Raw genomic sequence first — 20,879 nt, forward strand, 5'->3', positions numbered from 1 at the left:
CTCTGGCGGGGAGAGAGGCATGTTTCACGGCGGATTACTGGTAGCGGTATCGCTACTTTACATTGCCGTTCTATTTGGCATTGCTTGGTATGGTGACCGCCACGCGCGTACCCATGGCGCTACTCGACGGCGTCCAATTATCTACAGCCTGGCGCTGGCGATTTACTGCACGTCGTGGACATTTTATGGCGCGGTGGGGCAAGCAGCGACCGCAGGCTGGTCGTTTGCAAGCATCTTTGTCGGCCCGATTTTGACATTTTTGCTCTTCTGGCCAGTACTGGCCAAAATGATTCGAGTCGCCAAACATCAAAACGTCACCTCCATTGCCGACTTTATTGCCTCTCGCTATGGTAAAACCCAATCCCTGGCCGCCTTTGCCAGTCTCGTGGCGCTGGTCGGTACTCTGCCCTATATCGCGCTTCAGCTAAAAGCGGTTTCCACCTCGTTTAGTGTGCTCACCGACGCCACCGATGTGACCCATACGCCACTGTTTGGCGATACGGCCTTCTATGTGGCAATTGTCATGGCGGTCTTCGCGATTCTGTTTGGTACCCGGCATACCGATGCCACCGAACACCATGAAGGCTTAATCCATGCGGTAGCGTTTGAATCGCTGGTTAAATTACTGGCTTTTTTGGTGCTAGGGGCCTTTGTCACCTGGGGAATGTTTGGTGGTTTAGGCGAGTTGATGGGCCATGCTGAAAGCCAGCTTGAACTTCAGCGTCAGCTGGCCAATCAGGATTTTGGTCAGAGCTTCTGGGCACAAACCCTGCTAGCGATGCTGGCGATTTTATGTCTGCCTCGTCAGTTCCATGTGGCGGTTGTTGAGAACATTCACCCCGACGATGCCACCAAAGCGCGCTGGCTATTCCCGCTCTACCTGTTAGCAATTGCCTTTTTTGTAGTGCCGCTGGCAGCAGCAGGCCTGCTGCTATTTTCCGAAAGCGGCGTAGAGCCCGACACTTATGTGTTGGCCCTTTCAATGGCCTCAGGCCACGAATGGCTGACGCTGCTTACCTTCATCGGCGGTTTCTCTGCGGCCACCGGTATGGTGATTGTCGCCGCGGTAGCCGTGTCAATCATGATCTCCAATGAAATTGTTATCCCGGCGCTGTTCAGACTGCGCTGGTTTGACACCAAAGCCCGGGATTACGGCCGCCTGGTGCTACGCGCCCGGCGTTTAACGATTGTCGCCGTGCTGGCGATGGCTTACGGCTTCTACCACCTTATCGCTGAGTTTACCTCGCTGGCGTCTATCGGCATGCTCTCGTTTGCCGCGGCGGCACAGTTTGCTCCCGCCGTCATTGGCGGGCTCTACTGGAAGCGCGGTAACCGGCTGGGCGTGGTGGTGGGCATGAATGCCGGTTTTGCCATTTGGGCCTATAGCCTGCTGATGCCTGCCATGATCAATGCCGGTGTGCTGCCAAGCGCCTGGCTTGATGGCGGCCCACTGGGGCTTAACTGGCTCTCTCCCACGGCGCTGTTTGGACTCAACCTGGGTGATAGCTTTACCCATGGCGTTATGCTGTCACTGGGCGTTAACCTGTTCTGCTACATCTTTGTTTCGCAAATCACCTCCCAGCGAGTGGTCGAGCGTATTCAAGCCTCTCTGTTTGTGGACAGCGTAGAAACGCGTCAGACCTCGGTTAACCGCCCCTGGACCGGGGCGACCACGGTGGGTGACTTAAAAGTGCTGTGTGAGCGCTTTTTAGGGGCGGGCCAAGTGGATCGTGCCTTTGAAGACTACGCTCGCCGTGCCGGCAAACCACTCGACGACGGCACCCGTGCTTCAATTGATATTATTCAGTTTACTGAACGCTTTCTGGCCTCGGTGCTGGGCGCGTCCTCGGCTCGGATTGTGGTTAACTCGGCACTCCAGGGCCGCGGTATTGGTATCTCCGATGTGATCTCGATTGTCGATGAAGCCTCTCAAGTACTCGAGTTCAACCGGGCGCTACTTCAGGCCACCATCGAAAATATTAACCAGGGTATCAGCGTGGTTGATCAGAACCTGCGCCTAGTGGTGTGGAACCAGCGCTATTTAGAGCTATTCCGCTTCCCTGACCACTTAATTCGTGTCGGTGCACCCATAGACCGCATTTTCCGCTATAACGCCCACAACGGCGAATACGGCCCAGGTGACCCGGAAGAGCATGTGCAACTGCTGCTCGACAATATCCGCGAAGGCCAGCCCCACCGCTACGTACGCTATCGCCAGGATGGCAGCGTGCTTGAAGTCCAGGGCAATCCCATGCCCGGCGGCGGGTTTGTTTATACTTATCAGGATATTACCCAGCAAAAGCGGATCGAAGAGGCACTGATCCGCTCGGAAAACAATATCCGTATCTATACCGATAATGTGCCAGCGCTGATTGCCTACTTCGACAAAGAGTGCCGCTATTTATTTACCAACCGCGCCTATGAGCAAGCGTTCAACATTGACCGCAACGCCGTCATCGGCCGTCGTTTTGAAGACGTGCTGCCGGTCAAGCAAGCGGAAGAGCGCACACCATGGGTCGCCCGTGCGCTGAATGGCGAGCGGGTCAGCTTTGAAGTCTCGCTACGGGTGAATGAGGCCATGCGCTATATGCTGGTCACGTATACGCCGCACTTTGGCGATAGTCAGGCGATTCTGGGCTTTTTCGCGCTCTATCAGGATATTACCGAGCGCCGCCAAGCTGAAATTGCCCTGAAAGAGACCAACGAAACCCTTGAGGAGCGCGTGCGTGAACGTACTCAGGCGCTTTCTGAAGCCAACTCGGCACTACGCCAGGAGAACCGGGTCCGCGCCGAGGCCGAGTTAGCGCTGCGTCAAGCCAAGCAGTTGGCGGAAGACGCCAACGCCTCCAAGACACGCTTTTTGGCCGCGGCCAGCCATGACTTGCTGCAGCCGCTTAACGCGGCACGGCTGTTTACCTCTGCACTGATGCAAAACGTTACCACCACCGATACTCAACGCATCGTCGGCCATATCGATAACTCGCTGCAAGCCGCTGAGGAGTTGCTCAGCACCCTGCTAGATATCTCCAAGCTGGACGCAGGCGCCCTGACGCCGCGTCGCAGTCACTTTGCCCTGGCGGATATCGTTCGCCCGTTACGCGCCGAGTTTGAGGTGATGGCGGATGATCGCGGATTGGACTTAGAAGTGGTTCCGACCCAGCTGTGGGTCGACTCAGACCCGCAGATGCTGCGCCGAATCGTACAAAACTTCTTATCCAATGCGATTCGCTACACCCAAGAGGGACGCGTACTGCTGGGCTGCCGCCGTCATAATGGCTGGCTCTCGATTGAAGTGTGGGACAGCGGCCCCGGCATTCCCGAATCTAAGCTCACCGAAATTTTTCAGGAGTTTCGCCGTCTGGATCAGGTGTCACGCCACAAAGAGAGCGAGAAAGGCCTGGGGCTGGGGCTGTCGATTGCCGACCGCATGAGCCGTGTGCTGGATCACCCCATCAAAGTACGCTCGACAGTGGGCAAAGGCGCCGTTTTCTCGGTCAGCGTGCCGATCGTTACCGCTCGCGAGCCAAGCAATAGCGAGCTTGAACCTCAGGCACGGCGCGGCAGCCACAAGCTGAGCGGCACACGGATTGTGTGTATCGATAATGAAACGCTGATTTTGGAAGGCATGACCGCCATGCTAAGCGGCTGGGGCTGCGAAGTCTTTACGGCTACCAGTATCGGTGGGGCTAAATCGATTCTACGCAATATGGATGGCGACCCGGACGCTATTTTGGCGGACTATCACCTGGATAACGAAGTCACCGGTCTAATGGCGCTAGAAGCGCTCAGCGAGCGTTTTGAGGGGGCGGTACCGGGCATTGTCATCACCGCTGATCGTACCGAAGCGGTGGCTGAAGAGATCAAGCGGGCGGGCTATCAACTACTGCTGAAGCCCGTAAAACCCGCGGCGCTGCGGGCGCTATTGACGCGCACATTGCAGGCCAATCGCGCGGCGCGTTAAGCGCCGCGGTTCAGGTGCTAATTACTTAGATGCTAAGTATCAAGAAGACAGGTAGTTAGGAAACGACTTTTGGCGGTTCGACTTCCAGTTTCTGAGCCGCAATAACGGCCTGGGTACGTGAGTGCACGCCCAGTTTACGTAGAATCGCGGTCACATGGGCTTTGATCGTCGCTTCAGAAACGCTCAGTTCATAAGCGATCTGCTTATTCAGCAGGCCTTCGGTCAACATGTTCAACACGCGAAACTGCTGGGGCGTCAGCGACGCAATCGCCTCAGCAAAGCGCGATTCTTCTTCGCTGGTCTCTTCCAGCACGTTGGCCAATGCCTCTGGCAACCACACTTCGCCCTGCAGAATTTCACCGACGGCTTCAGCAATGAGTTGTAGAGACGATGATTTAGGGATAAAACCCGACGCGCCGTAGTCAATAGCACGACGCACCACGTAGGGCTCATCACTACCTGATACCACCGCCACGGGGATATCGGGCATCTGGCCACGCAATTGAATCAAGCCGGAAAAGCCGTGGGCTCCCGGCATGTGCAGATCCAGCAGAATCAAATCAGCGTCTGGGTGGCGGTTAACCACGTCAGTGGTGGCTTCCATGGTATCCGCTTCGACAATTTCCGCCTGGGGGGCCAACTGGCGTAACGCTTGGGTCAGCGCTGCACGAAACAGCGGGTGATCGTCAGCGACGATAAACTTATGAGCTACTGCCATGGATATTCCTCCGGTTCCTCGAGCAGCGGGGTTGTCTGCCGCCGCGACGCTAGGCTCTTACGGTTGTGAAGCATGGTACCCCATGGGCTTCATCATGCCCAAGCATCACATGCACAATTTGTAATAGATAGATCATACCAACAAAAACAACAGTGCCGACCTACACGGGTCGGCACTGTTTTCTAGGTAAACAGCCCTTATTAGGCTAAACAGCCTACTACGGTGTCGCCATTATTGATTGGCGCGATGCTCAATCAGCTCATCGACTACCGAGGGATCCGCCAGCGTGCTGGTATCACCTAAACCGTCGCACTCGTTAGCGGCAATCTTGCGCAGGATGCGGCGCATGATTTTACCCGAGCGGGTTTTCGGCAAGCCGGGTGCCCATTGAATAACATCCGGCGAGGCAATCGGGCCAATATCTTTGCGCACCCACTGGGTCAGCTCTTTTTTGAGCTCGTCAGACTCCTCAATACCGTCATTCAGGGTGACATAAATATAGATGCCTTGTCCCTTAATATCGTGCGGGAAGCCAACAACGGCTGCTTCAGCAACGGCGCTGTGCGCTACCAAGGACGATTCAATTTCAGCGGTCCCCATCCGGTGACCGGAAACGTTCAGCACGTCATCCACACGGCCAGTGATCCAGTAGTAGCCATCCTCATCGCGGCGGCAGCCGTCACCGGTAAAGTACATACCGTCATAGGTTGAGAAGTAGGTCTGGATATAGCGCTCGTGGTCACCCCAAATAGAGCGCGCCTGCCCCGGCCAGGAATCGAGAATCACCAGATTACCTTCGGTGGCACCTTCTAGAATGTTACCTTCGTTATCCACCAGCGCGGGCTTGACGCCAAAGAACGGCACGGTCGCAGAGCCGGGCTTGAGCGGTGTAGCGCCCGGAAGCGGGGCAATCATGATACCGCCGGTTTCGGTCTGCCACCAGGTATCTACAATCGGGCACTTTTCGTTGCCGATCACACGATAGAACCACTCCCAGGCTTCCGGATTGATCGGCTCACCCACAGAGCCCAACAGACGCAGGCTATCGCGTTTGCTGGAGTCCATGACGTTGTCGCCATGGGCCATCAGGGCACGCACCGCGGTAGGTGCAGTATAGAGAATATTGACGTTGTGCTTATCAACGATATCGCCCAAACGGCCATGAGTAGGATAGCTGGGAACGCCTTCAAACATGACGGTGGTCGCACCGTTCGCCAAAGGTCCGTAAACGATATAACTATGACCAGTCACCCAGCCCACATCGGCGGTACACCAGTAAATCTCACCCTCTTGATAGTCGAACACGTACTGGTGCGTCATCGCAGCGTAGGTGAGGTAACCACCGGTGGTGTGTTTCAGGCCCTTAGGAGCACCGGTAGAGCCGGAGGTATACAGAATAAACAGCGGATCTTCGGCGCCCATAGCTTCGGCTTCACACTCGCTGGACTGCTTATCTACCAGCTCGTCAAACCACACATCACGGCCATCTTTCCACTCAATTTCACCGCCGGTACGCTTCACCACCAGAACGTTTTTGCACACGTCGGTGCCGTCACGGGTCAGCGCGGCGTCCACGTTCTCTTTTAATGGTACGTGTTTGCCACCACGCACCGATTCATCGGCGGTAATCACCAGCTTGGAGTCGGCGCCAATCACCCGCTGAGCAACAGCATCTGGCGAGAAGCCACCAAAAACGACCGAGTGCACGGCGCCAATGCGCGCACAGGCAAGCATCGCCATGGCAGCTTCGGGAATCATCGGCATATACAGCGTAACGGTATCGCCTTTACGAATGCCCAGCTCTTTCAGCGCGTTGGCTAGCTGATTCGTACGTGCGTAGAGCTCACGATAAGTAATGTGCTTGGAGTCATCGGGATTATCGCCTTCCCAGATAATCGCCGTTTGATCACCGCGTTTCTCTAGATGACGATCCAGGCAGTTGGCGCTGACGTTAAGCAGCCCATCCTCAAACCAGCGAATATCGACATTATCACGCGCAAAAGAGGTGTTTTTGATTTTAGTGGGCGCTTTAATCCAGTCAAGACGCTTGGCCTGCTCGGCCCAGAATCCTTCCGGATCGTCCATCGACTGCTGATACATGGCCTCGTACTTAGCTTTATCGGCCCAGGCATTGGCGGCGAAATCGTCGCGCACCGGATAGACGTTGTGTTGATCGCTCATAAAATTGCCTCTGTCCATGAAAATGCACTTTTCTATAAAGTGCCATCTAAAGAAACTGTAGTCGATACACTAATTGAAGGCATTGCTCGAAGACGCTACTTGAAGACTTTGCTGGGTGTTATTGGCCATTATCAGGGGTATCGACTGCCATGAGTGTCCCCCTAGCATAAACCTCCTCGCCCTGGCTTCCCTTTAGACATTGGTATTATCATTTTTTATTTAAAAAACAAACATTTATAGTTAAATCAAAGCTTATCTTCTGGCCTGTAGACCAAGGTCTTAGCACAGTGACGGCAACGGTAACGACGGCCGTTTGCCACTAAAGCATGACGCCTGGGAGTAAATTGATGAATCCGGCAATCGCACTGGTAGCGATAAGGGGCTGGTTGCGCCTGCTGAATATCAAACTGATGGGTCACATTGGGCACTAAACCGAAAAGATCGCGCATCACCGTCTTCCATTCACGGCCATGGGGTTTCAAGCGGGGACCATTATCTAAATGAAAGACCAACCAGTGGGCCACTTCATGAGGAATAATATCCTCAAAAAAAGCCGTGCGGTTTTCACTCAACAACACCGGGTTAAAACGCAAGCCGCCGTGCCCCAGATGCGCCTGCCCGGCCGACGCACCGCGCAGGTTAAACCACACCTTTGGCGCTGGCAGCGTAGGGCATACTTCACAACAGCGTTGCCACGCCTGCTCCACGCGAACCCGCGCGGCGTGGTGCAACTCTGTTTCCGTCATGTCGGCCAGTTCAGCAGCTGGCCAAGGGGGCAGTGGAGACGTCTTCATTAGTGATAAACTAGCCGTTATGGTTTCCTAGTGACCGATGATTACCGATTCGCATTGATGAGGCTTTACTCATGGCAGAGCGCAGCGACACGCCCGACACAAACACGCCCCCGCAGCCACTGCTCGAGGATGAGCAACTGGACAGACTGGATGACTTCCTCGACTCTGATCAAGTGGATGAAGACGCCCTCGATCTGATCTCCGCTCATGGCTTTTTAGTGGCGCTTGCCGTCGCCCCTAGCGAAGTGCCGCCCGCCCAGTGGTTGGCAGAGCTTTTTCAGGGCGAGCCACGCTATGCCGACGACGCCGAGCGCGATGAGATTATCACCCTGCTCACGCTGCTGCGTGACAATGCGGTGGCAGTACTTGAACAGGGTGGCTTACCCGAACTCCCCTTTGAGCTAACGCTTGGCGGCGAGCCTGCCGAAGAAACACCGATAGGCGACTGGTGCGCGGGCTTTATGGAAGGCGTCTTCAGCGATGAAAGCGCTTGGTTTCAAGACGATGAAGAGGCCGCCGCCACGCTGCTGCTGCCGTTTATGCTGCTCTCCGGCTTGTTCGATGATGAACCCGACATGGCCGAGCTCGCTAAGGATCAAGCGCGCCAGGAGTCGCTGGTGGTGCAGTTGCCGGAACTCGTCTTGGACCTTTACCTGCACTACCGCGTCCCGCCGGAAACTTCCAAACCCAAGCCGCGCAAGAAAACGCCTGCCAAGGGCAAGAAACGCTAACGCTACCCGCGGCCCTTATTTAAGCCGCATGATGATCCCATCCAACACCCCGTAGATCCACTCACGAGCGCGCTGCCCCCAGGGGCGCGCCGCCCAGGCAGCGGCGTCTACTTCCTGGCTTGCGGCAAAGTTACGTACAAAAAGTTCACGCACATCCTCCGCCAATTGAGGGTCTAGCGCCTCTTGATTGGCCTCCAGGTTCCAGTGCAGATTCCAGTGGTCAAAGTTACACGAACCAATGCTTACCCACTTATCGGCGAGCACAAATTTGGCATGGATAAAGGTCGGCTGGAACTCAAAGATGCGCACCCCCGCTTTCATTAGCGAATGGTAAAAGCGTTGACCGGCAAAACGCACGCTAGGATGGTCATGCTTTGCCCCAGGCAGCAGCAGGCGCACATCGATCCCCCGCCGTGCGGCCCGCACCAAGCGACGCCGCAACGCGAAGGTAGGCACGAAATAGGGTGTACATAGCCATAGCCGCGTTTCTGCCTGGTTGACGCGCTCATGCAGTGAATGGCGTATTGCTTGGTATCGATAGCCCCGCGCCGACATCGCCCGCCCCGGCTGGCCATCGGCATGGGCTTGTGGCTCACGCCGTTCAGGCAGTGCACCCGCACTATTATCGCCCTTCTCAGCGCGAGTTAGCCTCGAGCTCCAGAGTCGTCTAAACAGCTGCTCCCAGTCCGCCACCACCGGTCCATCAATACGTAGCGCAATCTCATACCAGGCATTCAGGAACTCATCTACCGCGCCAAAGCCACCGGTAAATGCCCGTTCGCCGTCAATAACGACTATTTTGCGGTGATCGCGGCTTAAGTTAAGCGCTAAGGAGTGAAAGCCAATGGGATTAAAAAAACGCAGTTTTACGCCGCCTTGCTTCAATCGTTGGCGGTCTTCGCTAGACAACCCCATCGAGCCATATCCATCCAGTAGTAAACAGACACGAACCCCACGCTGGGCAGCGTCAATCAGCGCAGTGCTCACTTGATCGGCAAGCTCTCCTGACTCCATCAAATAGAGCTCGACCAACACATAGTGACGAGCGCTATGTACTGCTTCAAACATGGCTGGCAGAAAGCGCGATGCCTCTGGCAGCAGCGTAAATCGATTACCTTCTCGCCACGCATTCTGCATGGGTGCTCCTTGCGTTACTGTCGATAAGCGAGCCGATTAGCGCACTAATGAGCGATGGACATACAAATCATAGCGGCTGGTTTTGCCTTCAAGCGTGTGCTGCGGTGCCGGGCCCTCAATAGGGGGTGCCTTGCGGGGCCGCTTGACTACCACTCGGTGGGTGGCTACCTCCAGCGCCGCTTCAAGCAGGCGCGGGGCATCGTCATCATCCCCGGCCAACTCACGAAACAGACGCATCTCTTTTTTCACCAGCGCTGATTTTTCGCGGTGGGGAAACATCGGATCCAGGTGTATCACCTGCGGCGCAAAATGAGCACTGGCAACAAGCGCCGCCAGAGATTGCGCCGCATCGCCGTGGCGCAGTGTCATTCGGGCGGCAATATCCACCGTGTCGCTATGCCTTAGAGCACGCTTCAGGCCATCGTCCAAAAGCGCCGCAATCGCCGCGACCCGTTCAATCAACAGCACCTGGGCGCCGAGACTGGCCAACACAAACGCATCGCGGCCTAGCCCTGCCGTTGCATCAACAATGCTAGGTGACACGCCCTTGGCTAGCCCACAGGCCTTTGCAACCAGCTGCCCCCGCCCACCGCCAAAACGTCGCCGATGGGCCGCTTTGCCCGCCACAAAATCGACGCTAAGCGGCTTGCCATAGCGTTTTTCATCACCGACCAGCGCCAATCCATCATCGCTTTGTACTAAACGCAGCCCGTCAGGCAGAGCAATGCACTCAACGTCGCTCTCGACATTGGTCTCAACTGGGCTCTTCACAAAGCTCATGCGGGCTTTTTCCAGGCGACGTCATTACGCAGATAAACCGGCTGAACCAAGTGTGCAGTCTGCCCCAACCCAGCGGCAAAATCACGCGCTGCCAGCCACGCCATCTCTTCAGCGCGGGGCTCTAAATCATCCAAATGCTGGGGCATGCTTAGCTGTAAATCGACAGTGAAGCGCTTCCACAACGTAAAGCCGCTGCCTACGCCGACCCAGTCGGTTTCGTCGCCGGGCAAGCGCAGTGCCTCTGGGGCCAGCACGGCTTCGGCGCTCATCGGCGTAATCGTGTCTTTCAGGCAGTGCCAGGTCGCGGCGTACACCTCGCCCATGCGGGCATCTAAAGCCGTCACCACGTGGCGAAGGTGATAGCGGCGGTGAGCCTGAAGCGCCAGTGCTTCCAACGTTGAGATACCCAATAGCGGGCAATCGAGGCCAAACGCCAACCCTTGAGCAGCGCCTGCGGCGATACGCAGCCCGGTAAACGAACCCGGGCCACGACCAAACGCGACGGCATCAAGCTGGGAAGGCGTCACCTGCGCTTCGGCAAGCACTTCATCCACCATTGGCAGCAACCGGCGAGTATGGGCGCGGGGCGTCATCTCAAAGCGCGCCAGGCAAGTAGCCCCCGTCTCGTCTTGGCGCAATAGGGCTGCAGAACACGCGCTAGAGGAGGCGTCCAGGGCAAGCAGATGTAACGGCATAACAAGTGGCCACTCGAAAGAAAGATGGCAGCATTATACCTTTGTCACGCCATCACGACGATGGCCCGCCGAAGCGGGCCATCGTTGGCAGGTAATAACGATGCGATTAAACAATAGCGTTTATTAACTTAGCGCTTCTTTCACCTGACGGGTGATGTCGGTCACGCTGCCTACGCCTTCAATGCGATGATATTGGGGAGCGCTCTGCGGATCCTGCGCGGCCCACTGCTGATAATATTCAACCAGCGGGGCTGTTTGGTCGTGATAAACCGAGAGGCGATTGCGCACCGTAGACTCCTGGTCATCCTCACGCTGAATCAGCGTTTCGCCAGTCACATCATCCTTGCCCGGCTCTTTAGGCGGGTTGTGATCAACGTGATAGACACGGCCCGAGGCTTGGTGAACACGTCGTCCCGCCAAGCGGCTAACGATTTCTTCATCGGGCACGGCAATTTCCACCACGTGATCCAGCTTAACGCCGCCCTCTTTCATGGCGTCAGCCTGGGGAATCGTGCGCGGGAAGCCATCGAATAAAAAGCCATTTTCACAGTCTGGCTGGCTGATACGCTCTTTGACCAGATCGATGATGATGTCGTCAGACACCAAACCACCGCTGTTCATAATCTCTTTTACTTTCAGGCCCAGCTCAGTGCCATCTTTAATGGCCGTGCGCAGCATATCCCCGGTGGAAATCTGCGGAATCTTGAATTGCTCGCAAATAAACTGAGCTTGAGTCCCCTTGCCCGCGCCGGGGGCACCCAACAGGATTAAACGCATGGCTCTGCTCCTTGAAATTCTTAGTATGAAGAATGAGTATGAAAAATCTGTTAACTGACAATAACCGCGCCTCTCAGGCGACACAACTCCCCAAAAGCCTGAGAGACCCGCTTTTATTTCAATTTTTTTAAATTAAAACAGCCAAGTGCCGTAAAACTACCACTTTGGTCGCGCTGCTAGCCATTTAGCAAACACAAGCGGCGCCCCGAGGGGCGCCGCTTGTAAGACTCTATCGCTACCAATTACAGCAGTAAACGACGGATATCGGTCAACACATCTGCCAGGAAGGCGGTGAAGCGAGCTGCGTCAGCGCCATTGATGGCACGGTGATCATAGGAGAGCGACAGCGGCATCATTAAGCGCGGCTGGAAGGCACTGCCATCCCATACCGGCTTCATTTGCGCTTTAGACACACCCAAAATAGCCACTTCCGGCGCGTTAACGATTGGCGTAAACGCCGTGCCACCGATCGAGCCGAGGCTCGAAATAGTGAAGCAGCCACCGGTCATCTCGTCACGCTTGAGCTTTTTGGTTTGTGCTTTCTTACCCAGATCCGCCATCTCCTTGGCAATCTCCACCAAGGACTTTTTATCGGCGTCGCGCACCACCGGCACCATCAGGCCATCGGGGGTATCAACCACGATACCGATATGGACGTAGTTCTTCCATACCAGCGTTTCGCCATCGCCCTTCAGGCTGACGTTGAACTGCGGGAACTTACGCAGCGCAAACGCACAGGCTTTGACCATAAACGGCAGCGGCGTCAGCTTGGCGCCTTGGGCTTCCACTTCGGCTTTCATCGCCTTACGGAACGCTTCCAGCTCGGTAATGTCCGCTTCGTCGAATTGCGTGACGTGGGGAACATTGAGCCAGCTACGATGCAGATTGGTCGCGCCCATTTTGAGCAGGCGCCCCATCGGCTTCTCTTCCACTTCACCAAACTGGCTGAAGTCGACTTCCGGAATTGGCGGGATCCCCGCGCCACCGGTAGCGGCTGCGGCACTTGGTTGAGCCTTGCCTTGATTGGCCACCACTTGCTTCACGTAAGCCTGCACGTCTTCTTTGAGCACGCGGTCTTTCGGCCCACTAGGCTTCACCAAGCCTAGATCAACGCCCAGTTCACGGGCCAGCATACGCACCGCTGGACCAGCGTGAACCAGCTTGCCATCGCGGGGCTTATGGGCCGCCATCTGGGCTTCCGGGCTGGGCGTACCCGCCGGAGACTCAGTGGCCTTGGCCGGCTTATTTTGTTTAGGCTCAGCTTTTTCGGGGGCGGCTTTTTTCGGCGCCGCTTTTTTGCTACCCGCGACTTCGATATAGCCGATTACATCGCCTTCGGAAACGGTGTCGCCCTCTTTAACGGTTAGCTCAAGGAGCTTGCCTTTATAGGGGCTGGGCACGTCCATAGAGGCCTTGTCGGACTCCAGGGTAATCAGTGGGTCTTCTTCGTTGACTTCGTCACCCGCCGCTACGCCGATCTCGATAATCGGCACGTCAGATGCACCGGAAATATCCGGGACGCGAATCTCTTTGCGCTCTGGCTCGCCGCTGGCGGCTTCTTCTGGCTCGTCATCCGGCTCAGCCGCCGCTTGTGGCTCGCTGCTAGTTTGGCTGGATGCCTGGTCGTCAGAAGCGTCTTCGCTGTCATCGCCTTCGCCAACGATCTCCATCTGGCCAATCACATCGCCTTCCGAGACCGTGTCGCCCTCTTTCACGGTAAAGCTAACGATCTTACCGCTATAGGGGCTGGGCACGTCCATGGAGGCTTTATCAGACTCTAGAGTGATCAGCGTGTCTTCGGCCTCGACGTCATCGCCTTCGCTGACCGCGACTTCGATAATTTCGACGCTGTCCGAGCCGCCGAGATCCGGCACTATAATATCAACCGTCTGCTTACCACCAGCTGGCTTTTTAGCCGCAGGCTGCTGCTCTTGAGACGGCTCTTTAGGTTTTTCCTGCTTCGCTGGGGCTTCTTCAGGCTGGCTATCAGACGAGGTCTCTTGGTTCTCGTCGCCGCCACCTTCAACTTCCAGCTCAACGATATCGTCACCTTCGGAGACGCTATCGCCTTCTTTAACCAGCACTTTGAATACCTTGCCGCCTTTCGGGGCCGGTACATCCATACTGGCCTTATCGGATTCCAGCGTGATTAGGGTGTCTTCCGCTTCAATAACGTCGCCTACTGACACCGCAATCTCGATGATTTCGACATCGGTATCGCCGCCGATATCGGGAACTTTGATGATTTCGCTACTCAAGGTCGCGCTCCTTCCAAATCGGATCGAGCCGGTGGGCAAGCGCCCACCGGTCAGCGGTTTAGCTAGTCAGCGGGTTAGGCTTGTTAGCGTCAATGCCGTACTTCTTCAGCGCTTCGCCGACAAGCTTGCGATCAATTTCGCCGCGGTCAGCCAGCGCACGCAGCGCTGCTACCGTTACGAAGTAGCGGTCTACTTCGAAGAAGTAGCGCAGCTTCGCGCGGGTGTCTGAACGGCCAAAGCCATCGGTACCCAATACAGTGTAGTCACCCGGCACCCAAGCGCGCACTTGGTCGGCATACAGCTTCATGTAGTCGGTAGACGCGATAACCGGCCCATCGCGCCCTTCCAAGCACTTAGTGACGTGGGGCTTATTGGCCTCGGCATCAGGGCTCAAAAAGGCTTCACGATCAAGCAGCAGCGCTTCACGACGCAGCTCGTTAAAGCTGGTGACGCTCCAGATGTCGGCGCCAATGCCCCAATCGTTCTCGAGCAACTCAGCGGCGGCTTCCACTTCGCGCAGAATAGTGCCCGAGCCCAGCAGTTGAACGCGGCCTTTGTCACCCTTGGTTTCGCGCAGCAGGTACATGCCTTTGACGATATCGTCAGCGGGTACGTTGTCTAGCGCCGGATGCTCGTAGTTCTCGTTCATGACCGTCAGGTAGTAGAAGCAGTTCTCCTTATCGGTGAACATGCGCTTCAGACCATCCTGCAGAATGACCGCGACTTCATGGGCGTAGGTCGGGTCGTAGCTGCGGCAGTTGGGAATGGTGGAGGCCTGAATCAGGCTGTGACCATCCTGGTGCTGCAAGCCTTCGCCATTAAGTGTGGTGCGCCCCGCGGTACCGCCGACCATAAAGCCGCGGGCCTGTAGGTCGCCCGCCGCCCAGGCCAAGTCACCAATACGCTGGAAGCCGAACATCGAGTAGTAGATGTAGAACGGCAATAGCGTGACATGGTTGTTGCTGTAGGAGGTTGCCGCCGCAATCCAGGCAGACATCGCGCCCGCTTCCGTAATACCCTCTTCAAGAACCTGGCCTTTCTGGTCCTCGCGGTAGTACATGATCTGGCCTTTATCGACCGGCTCATATTTCTGGCCTTCAGCGGTATAAATACCTAACTGACGGAACATACCTTCCATGCCAAACGTACGTGCTTCATCAGGGATAATCGGCACGACTTTTTTGCCGAGCGTTTTATCTTTTACCAGGCCGTTGAGAACCCGCACAAACGCCATGGTGGTGGAGACTTCACGGCCTTTAGAGCCGCCCATTTGTGAGGCAAAGGTTTTATCTTCTAGGGCCGGAATTTCCAGCGCGTCGAAGTCACTGCGACGGCTTGGCAGGTAGCCATTTAAGCGCTCACGCTGAAGATGCATGTACTTAAGCTCGGGGGAATCATCTTCCGGCTTATAGTAAGGCACATCTTTGAGCTGCTCATCGGTCAATGGAATGCCGAAGCGATCACGGAATGTCTTGAGCGCTTCGTACTCCATGCTCTTGACCTGGTGGGCTTCGTTGGCCGCTTCGCCATCGCCGCTACCCATACCGTAACCTTTAACGGTATGTGCCAGGATAACCGTGGGTTTGCCATTAGAGGTGTTGACCGCTTCATTGTAGGCCGCGTAGACCTTAAACGGGTCGTGGCCACCGCGGTTGAGCTTCCAGATATCTTCGTCAGAGAGGTCTTTGACCATCGCTTCGGTTTCGGGGTACTTACCGAAGAAGTGCTCGCGGGTATACGAACCGCCGTTGGCTTTGTAATTCTGGTACTCACCGTCGACTGCTTCATCCATCCGCTTCTGAAGGATGCCTTTATTGTCCTTCTCGAACAGCGGATCCCAATGGCGGCCCCACACGACTTTAATCACGTTCCAACCGGCACCGCGGAAGACACCTTCGAGCTCGTCCATCACCCGCGAGTTACCACGTACCGGGCCATCCAAGCGCTGCAGGTTGCAGTTGATCACGAAGATCAGGTTGTCGAGATTCTCACGGCCGGCCAGTGAGATCGCGCCCAGGGATTCCGGCTCGTCACACTCACCGTCACCCATGAAGCACCAGATCTTGCGGTCATACATATCCTTCAGCTCACGATGATGCAGGTACTTCATCACGTGCGCTTGGTAGATCGCCTGGATCGGCCCAAGCCCCATGGAAACCGTGGGGAACTGCCAATAATCCGGCATCAGCCACGGGTGCGGGTAGGAAGACAGACCATCGCCATCGACTTCCTGGCGGAACTTGTCCATCTGCTCTTCGCTCAGGCGGCCTTCCAGGTAGGAGCGTGCATAAATGCCTGGCGCCACATGCCCCTGAATGTAAATTAAGTCACCAGCAAAATCGTCTTTGGCGGCGCGGAAAAAGTGGTTAAAGCCTACGTCATACAGGGTTGCCGCGGACATAAAGCTGGCAATATGACCACCCAGGCCCGGCTTGGCACGGTTATTACGAATCACCTGAGCAATGGCGTTGTAACGGATCAAAGAGCGGATACGACGCTCCATGAACAGGTCGCCAGGCATCGGGGCTTCGCGGTGAACCGGGATCGTATTACGGTGCGGGGTTGTCACCGAGAAGGGCACCTTCATGCCGTCCCGGCGCAGGCGATCCGCCAGGCGGGTCATCAGGTAGCGGGCACGATCTTCGCCCTCACGATCCAACACCGATTCCAAGGAATCTATCCATTCCGTGGTTTCGATCGGATCGAGATCTTCTCTTGTCTCCAGACTCATAGAGGTCTCTCCGAATGACGATAAATGACAATTAGCCCCGCTACCCTAATGGGCCTGGGGCGGCGGTGTGGAAGTCCACCACGCGCCAACATTCAGCCGGTGAATAAACGCCGGATAGGGGTTTTAGCTCTACATTCAACAAGCTACGTACCGTTTTATGTAGTAAAGCTACACAAATGTCGTAAAAGTTAGCCTTTTGTATAGGGGAAGATACCGCAAAGTCGTCACGCTGCCAATTCTGTCGGGGCGGAAAAGCCTATCGAAAACAAACTATTGCACTGCAACATAAGCAAATTAAAGACCTCATTCTTCAGTATCAAATAAGCCAACAATTGTAATTAAACTACTGTTTTATTGCTTTGTTATTGAAGCACTTAGTTATTAAAACACCTAATCGCCCCCCTACTTCTCAGCCTGTGACGTTAACCGCTGCTGGAAATAAACCCAGTCAAATGCTGGGCCTGGATCTGTTTTGCGCAGCGGCGCGACATGGGCATGGCTGGTGATACGGCGGCTATTAAGCTGTGGATAGCGCGCGATTAGCCAAGTCGTTGCTTCTACCAAGGCGTTGTACTGGGCTTTGGTGTAGGGGGTAATGTCGTCCCCTTCAAGCTCAATGCCTACCGAGAAGTCGTTGAGCGCTGTTCGCCTTTTTAGCTGATATGCATCCCACCAGCAAGAGCGCCCGGCGTGCCATGCGCGCTGATCCGTATCAACAAATTGAACGCACTCTCCATCGCGACGTATTAGCAGGTGCGCAGAGACTCTCAGATGAGCTATTTCAGTGAAAAAGGGATGTTCATCTGCCACCAGCCGATTGGTAAACAGCGCCTCAATGGCATTACCGCTAAACACGCCTGGGGGCAGACTGATCGCATGCAGTAGCAGCAGCGAGACTTCGTCGCTTGGGCGAGCGTCGCAGTTGGGTGAGACCACGTGCCGAGCGCCTTCCCACCAGCCACTTAACGGTTGTTTCTCTTCCACGCGCACGCTCTCCTCTATATTAGCGCTCTCTTTCACTGCTCATTTTCACTATAATACTGGTCACACTTGACGACGTTCTGAGAACTCACTGCCATGCATTATCAATCCGCTCTTGCAGAAGAAATCCGCGCCAGCGCTGCTCGTCTGCTAGCCGAAGACGTGGGCCCAGGTGATATTACCGCGCAATTGATCCCTGAACACCAGTGGGCCAGCGCCGATGTGATTACCCGTGAAGCCGCGGTGCTGTGCGGTGCACCTTGGGTGGATGAGCTTTTTCGCCGCCTGGATAACCGAGTAAGCCTGAACTGGCACGCCGCTGATGGCGATAGACTTGAGGCTGGCCAGTGTTTTTTAACCCTGGAAGGCCCCGCCCGCATCCTGCTCACCGGCGAGCGTGCGGCGCTTAACGTGCTGCAAACGCTGTCTGCCACTGCGACCGCCACCCGTGCTTATGTCGACCTGATTGAAGGTACTGGCGTGCGCCTGCTCGATACCCGCAAAACGCTACCCGGCATGCGCTTGGCGCAAAAATATGCGGTCACCTGCGGTGGCGGCCATAACCACCGCATTGGTCTATGGGACGCGTTTTTGATCAAAGAGAACCACATTGCTGCCTGTGGGGGCATTCAAGCAGCCGTTGCACAAGCACGCAAGCTGGCCAGTGACCTCCCAGTGGAAGTGGAAGTAGAAACCTTTGAAGAGCTGGATCAGGCGTTGGCAGCGGGTGCCGATATTATTATGCTCGACAACTTCGCCATTGAAGACCTGCACGTTGCGGTAGAAATTAACGGCGGCAGAGCCACCCTGGAAGCATCAGGCAATGTGGACGACGCTACGCTACGGGCAATCGCCGATACCGGTGTTGACTGTATCTCTAGCGGTGCGCTAACCAAGGATATCGCCTCAATCGACTTATCGATGCGCATAACCCGCAGCTATAGCGTGTAGCTAGAATTACGTTTCCACGGCGTTAAGTGCCTTGGAAAGCCGATACCGCTTGAGCGACTCACCACTGCGCTCCACCCACTGCTCGCCGTGGTTTTCCCAGCCGCGGCGCATTAGACGCTCGTAAAGCATCGAACTGGCCTCAATCTCCACCTTGCCTTTGCCCTGTTCGAGCAGCATACGCTCAGCGTGAACCAGCAACGTGGTGCCAATGCCGCGCCCAGCAAGAGAAGGCCAGACATAGAGCGTTTCAATCCGCCCGGCATCTAAATCTACCTCAAGAAACCCCACGCAACGTCCATCACAGGTGGCAATTAACGTGGTATATAACGCTTGCCGCACTGCCCAGGCGCTGCCTTCACGGGGTAACGCTTGCGCCCACGCCCGCCGCTCATCCAGCGTATAGTGGGTAGCAGCCCCTTGCATGACGGCGTGGTAAAACACTTCTGCCTGATCGGCGGCATCGCGTGCCAGTGCCGCGCGATACATAACCCGCGCACTCGTTGGCGCTTGCTGCTCATCGCTATTACTCATGCGTCACCTCTGCACTGTTCAGCTAACATTTGATCAATGCCTATTCAAGCAAGACCTCTTCGATCACGCCGCTTTAGATCACACCCTATTGGGTCACGCTGAAGCCATCGGCTGCTTTATACTGTTTTATACTACGCCAATGAATCCTAACAAAAGGCAGTGTGATGGACGATGCCCCTAACAGCGAGCACTTTACGCTATCGCCCATTGGCCACATGGTCAGCGACTACCCTGACAAATTCGGCATTCCGCGCCAACCAGGGCTCGCACCCGCGGCTAACGCCAAGCTTGTGCTCACCGCCCCCTACAATGACCCTCTCGCCGTGCGTGGTTTAGAAAACTTCAGCCACCTGTGGTTAAGCTTTATATTTCATCAAAGCCCGCAACGCTGGTCGCCGCTGGTGAGGCCGCCACGGTTGGGCGGTAATAAAAAAGTAGGCGTTTTTGCCAGCCGTAGCACCCATCGCCCTAATCGTCTGGGGCTATCACTGGTAAGGCTAGTCGGTATCGACACTCAGCAAGGCGTCGTTTTGGCGTTACAGGGCTGCGACTTAGTGAGCGGCACGCCGGTGGTTGATATCAAACCCTACTTGCCCTGGGCTGAATCTCAGCCTGATGCACAGGCTGGTTTTGCACCGAAGACGCCGTCACTGTTGGCGGTGTCGTTTCACCCAGCGGCACTGGACACCCTCACCCAACGCTCAGACAGCGCCACGCTGCATGCATTAATTGAGCAAGTACTAAGCCAGGACCCACGGCCCGCCTATAAGCAAAAAGAGTTAGCGTCTGATCGACTTTACGGGGTACGCCTGCGCGATGTAGACGTTAAGTTTCGTCAGCGTCAACAAGGCGAAGCCACCACCTTAGAGGTGATGGCTATCGAACCTTACGGCGAGCAGTAGAACAAAGCATTAGAACAATGATGACGTTTTAAGCGGGAAAGGTAATACCCAGGCGGCGACCCACTTCTTCATACGCCTCAATCACGCCGCCCAACCCCTGGCGGAAGCGATCCTTATCCAGCTTTTCACGGGTGTTAGCGTCCCAAAGGCGGCAACCATCCGGCGAGAACTCATCCCCTAATACCACCTCACCCTTGAAGACACCAAACTCAAGCTTGTAATCCACCAGCAGCATATCGCCCTCGGCAAACAGCGCTTTGAGGATATGGTTAACCTTGAAGGTCAATGCTTTCATTTTGGCGAGCTGCTCGGGCGTTGCCCAACCGAAGGTCTCCGCCAACGACTCGTTAATCATCGGGTCGCCCTTCTCGTCGTTCTTCAAGAACAGCTCGAAGGTAGGCGGTGTTAGTGCAATACCCTCTTCCACACCTAACCGTTTCACCAAACCACCGGCGGCGATATTGCGCACTACGCACTCCACCGGGATCATCTGCATTTTTTTGACTAGGCTCTCCGTATTGGAGAGCTGTTTTTCAAAGTGAGTGGGAATGCCCGCTTCCTGCAGCCGCTCCATAATGAAGGCGTTAAAGATGTTATTGACCATTCCCTTACGGGCCAGCGACTCCACTTTTTTGCCATCGAAGGCGCTGGTGTCATCACGAAAGTTAAGCACCAACAAATCCGGATCGTCGGTGGTATACACAGATTTCGCCTTACCGGCGTAGAGTTCTTGGCGCTTTTCCATGGGGGC

Annotated in this window: 16 protein-coding genes; 4 read left to right on the forward strand and 12 right to left on the reverse strand. The window is 55.7% G+C overall.

All coding sequences use genetic code 11. From position 1 onward, the window contains the following. Nucleotides 1-19: 19 nt before the first annotated feature. Nucleotides 20-3,961, forward strand: coding sequence for a hybrid sensor histidine kinase/response regulator (locus ACWI0H_RS17170; protein ID WP_485874045.1), 3,942 nt, complete (start codon nt 20-22; stop codon nt 3,959-3,961). Between the two features lie 55 nt (nt 3,962-4,016). On the opposite strand, the gene ACWI0H_RS17175 is transcribed toward ACWI0H_RS17170, so the two are convergent. The 3 genes from ACWI0H_RS17175 to ACWI0H_RS17185 all read right to left on the reverse strand — a co-directional run bounded on the left by ACWI0H_RS17175 (nt 4,017) and on the right by ACWI0H_RS17185 (nt 7,654). Continuing rightward, nucleotides 4,017-4,679, reverse strand: a complete 663-nt coding sequence (locus ACWI0H_RS17175; protein WP_007113812.1) for a response regulator — start codon at nt 4,677-4,679, stop codon at nt 4,017-4,019. Between the two features lie 231 nt (nt 4,680-4,910). Next, nucleotides 4,911-6,860, reverse strand: coding sequence for an acetate--CoA ligase (acs, locus tag ACWI0H_RS17180; protein ID WP_485874046.1), 1,950 nt, complete (start codon nt 6,858-6,860; stop codon nt 4,911-4,913). Between the two features lie 245 nt (nt 6,861-7,105). Continuing rightward, on the reverse strand, nt 7,106-7,654 hold the full coding sequence (locus tag ACWI0H_RS17185; RefSeq protein WP_485874047.1) for a SprT family zinc-dependent metalloprotease: 549 nt from the start codon (nt 7,652-7,654) through the stop codon (nt 7,106-7,108). Between the two features lie 71 nt (nt 7,655-7,725). On the opposite strand from ACWI0H_RS17185, the gene ACWI0H_RS17190 reads away from it, so the two are divergent. Continuing rightward, the gene (locus tag ACWI0H_RS17190) at nt 7,726-8,385 is read left to right on the forward strand and encodes a YecA/YgfB family protein (protein WP_008955962.1); all 660 of its coding nucleotides are present in this window, start codon (nt 7,726-7,728) and stop codon (nt 8,383-8,385) included. 15 nt (nt 8,386-8,400) lie between these two features. Here the strand turns inward: ACWI0H_RS17190 and ACWI0H_RS17195 are convergent, their stop codons facing one another. The 7 genes from ACWI0H_RS17195 to ampD all read right to left on the reverse strand — a co-directional run bounded on the left by ACWI0H_RS17195 (nt 8,401) and on the right by ampD (nt 17,747). Next, complete coding sequence (locus ACWI0H_RS17195) at nt 8,401-9,522, reverse strand: phospholipase D-like domain-containing protein (protein WP_485874048.1); 1,122 nt, start codon at nt 9,520-9,522, stop codon at nt 8,401-8,403. Nucleotides 9,523-9,558: 36 nt separating this feature from the next. After that, nucleotides 9,559-10,302 carry a class I SAM-dependent methyltransferase gene (locus ACWI0H_RS17200; protein ID WP_485874049.1) on the reverse strand — a complete coding sequence of 248 codons (744 nt, stop codon included), beginning with the start codon at nt 10,300-10,302 and terminating at the stop codon, nt 9,559-9,561. Further along, nucleotides 10,299-10,997: a tRNA (adenosine(37)-N6)-threonylcarbamoyltransferase complex dimerization subunit type 1 TsaB gene (gene tsaB / locus ACWI0H_RS17205; protein ID WP_176302340.1), complete on the reverse strand. Its 699-nt coding sequence runs from the start codon at nt 10,995-10,997 to the stop codon at nt 10,299-10,301. The genes ACWI0H_RS17200 and tsaB overlap by 4 nt, the downstream gene beginning before the upstream one ends. A gap of 123 nt (nt 10,998-11,120) precedes the next feature. Beyond that, nucleotides 11,121-11,774, reverse strand: coding sequence for an adenylate kinase (gene adk / locus ACWI0H_RS17210; RefSeq protein WP_008955958.1), 654 nt, complete (start codon nt 11,772-11,774; stop codon nt 11,121-11,123). A gap of 242 nt (nt 11,775-12,016) precedes the next feature. Then, entirely contained in the window at nt 12,017-14,032 is a 2,016-nt protein-coding gene (aceF, locus tag ACWI0H_RS17215; protein WP_485874050.1) for a pyruvate dehydrogenase complex dihydrolipoyllysine-residue acetyltransferase, read from the reverse strand. A 58-nt stretch (nt 14,033-14,090) separates the two neighbouring features. After that, on the reverse strand, nt 14,091-16,763 hold the full coding sequence (aceE, locus tag ACWI0H_RS17220; RefSeq protein ID WP_485874051.1) for a pyruvate dehydrogenase (acetyl-transferring), homodimeric type: 2,673 nt from the start codon (nt 16,761-16,763) through the stop codon (nt 14,091-14,093). 402 nt (nt 16,764-17,165) lie between these two features. Beyond that, nucleotides 17,166-17,747, reverse strand: coding sequence for a 1,6-anhydro-N-acetylmuramyl-L-alanine amidase AmpD (gene ampD / locus ACWI0H_RS17225; protein ID WP_035562168.1), 582 nt, complete (start codon nt 17,745-17,747; stop codon nt 17,166-17,168). Between the two features lie 93 nt (nt 17,748-17,840). Here ampD and nadC point away from each other — a divergent pair, with 93 nt between their 5' ends. Beyond that, entirely contained in the window at nt 17,841-18,695 is an 855-nt protein-coding gene (gene nadC / locus ACWI0H_RS17230) for a carboxylating nicotinate-nucleotide diphosphorylase (RefSeq protein ID WP_485874052.1), read from the forward strand. Nucleotides 18,696-18,701: 6 nt separating this feature from the next. Here the strand turns inward: nadC and ACWI0H_RS17235 are convergent, their stop codons facing one another. Next, the gene (locus ACWI0H_RS17235) at nt 18,702-19,226 is read right to left on the reverse strand and encodes a GNAT family N-acetyltransferase (RefSeq protein WP_008955953.1); all 525 of its coding nucleotides are present in this window, start codon (nt 19,224-19,226) and stop codon (nt 18,702-18,704) included. Between the two features lie 164 nt (nt 19,227-19,390). Between ACWI0H_RS17235 and tsaA the strand changes: the two genes are divergently transcribed. Further along, nucleotides 19,391-20,128 (forward strand): tRNA (N6-threonylcarbamoyladenosine(37)-N6)-methyltransferase TrmO, encoded by a 738-nt coding sequence (gene tsaA, locus ACWI0H_RS17240; protein WP_485874053.1) that lies wholly within the window; start codon nt 19,391-19,393, stop codon nt 20,126-20,128. A 28-nt stretch (nt 20,129-20,156) separates the two neighbouring features. Here tsaA and purC read toward each other — a convergent pair whose 3' ends face one another. Further along, a complete protein-coding gene (purC, locus tag ACWI0H_RS17245) occupies nt 20,157-20,873 on the reverse strand; it encodes a phosphoribosylaminoimidazolesuccinocarboxamide synthase (RefSeq protein ID WP_008955951.1) in 717 nt (238 codons plus the stop codon). Nucleotides 20,874-20,879 lie beyond the last annotated feature (6 nt).

The sequence above is a fragment of the Halomonas sp. NYA30 genome, assembly GCF_976980765.1.

Bases quoted from the DNA above. Each gene is read 5' to 3' on its own strand.
- purC (WP_008955951.1), bottom strand. From the start codon at position 20,873: ATGGAAAAGCGCCAAGAACTCTACGCCGGTAAGGCGAAATCTGTGTAT.
- ACWI0H_RS17200 (WP_485874049.1), bottom strand. From the start codon at position 10,302: ATGAGCTTTGTGAAGAGCCCAGTTGAGACCAATGTCGAGAGCGACGTT.
- nadC (WP_485874052.1), top strand. From the start codon at position 17,841: ATGCATTATCAATCCGCTCTTGCAGAAGAAATCCGCGCCAGCGCTGCT.
- ACWI0H_RS17195 (WP_485874048.1), bottom strand. From the start codon at position 9,522: ATGCAGAATGCGTGGCGAGAAGGTAATCGATTTACGCTGCTGCCAGAG.
- aceE (WP_485874051.1), bottom strand. From the start codon at position 16,763: ATGAGTCTGGAGACAAGAGAAGATCTCGATCCGATCGAAACCACGGAA.
- ACWI0H_RS17170 (WP_485874045.1), top strand. From the start codon at position 20: ATGTTTCACGGCGGATTACTGGTAGCGGTATCGCTACTTTACATTGCC.
- tsaA (WP_485874053.1), top strand. From the start codon at position 19,391: ATGGACGATGCCCCTAACAGCGAGCACTTTACGCTATCGCCCATTGGC.
- ACWI0H_RS17175 (WP_007113812.1), bottom strand. From the start codon at position 4,679: ATGGCAGTAGCTCATAAGTTTATCGTCGCTGACGATCACCCGCTGTTT.
- ACWI0H_RS17235 (WP_008955953.1), bottom strand. From the start codon at position 19,226: ATGAGTAATAGCGATGAGCAGCAAGCGCCAACGAGTGCGCGGGTTATG.
- tsaB (WP_176302340.1), bottom strand. From the start codon at position 10,997: ATGCCGTTACATCTGCTTGCCCTGGACGCCTCCTCTAGCGCGTGTTCT.
- ACWI0H_RS17185 (WP_485874047.1), bottom strand. From the start codon at position 7,654: ATGAAGACGTCTCCACTGCCCCCTTGGCCAGCTGCTGAACTGGCCGAC.
- acs (WP_485874046.1), bottom strand. From the start codon at position 6,860: ATGAGCGATCAACACAACGTCTATCCGGTGCGCGACGATTTCGCCGCC.
- adk (WP_008955958.1), bottom strand. From the start codon at position 11,774: ATGCGTTTAATCCTGTTGGGTGCCCCCGGCGCGGGCAAGGGGACTCAA.
- ACWI0H_RS17190 (WP_008955962.1), top strand. From the start codon at position 7,726: ATGGCAGAGCGCAGCGACACGCCCGACACAAACACGCCCCCGCAGCCA.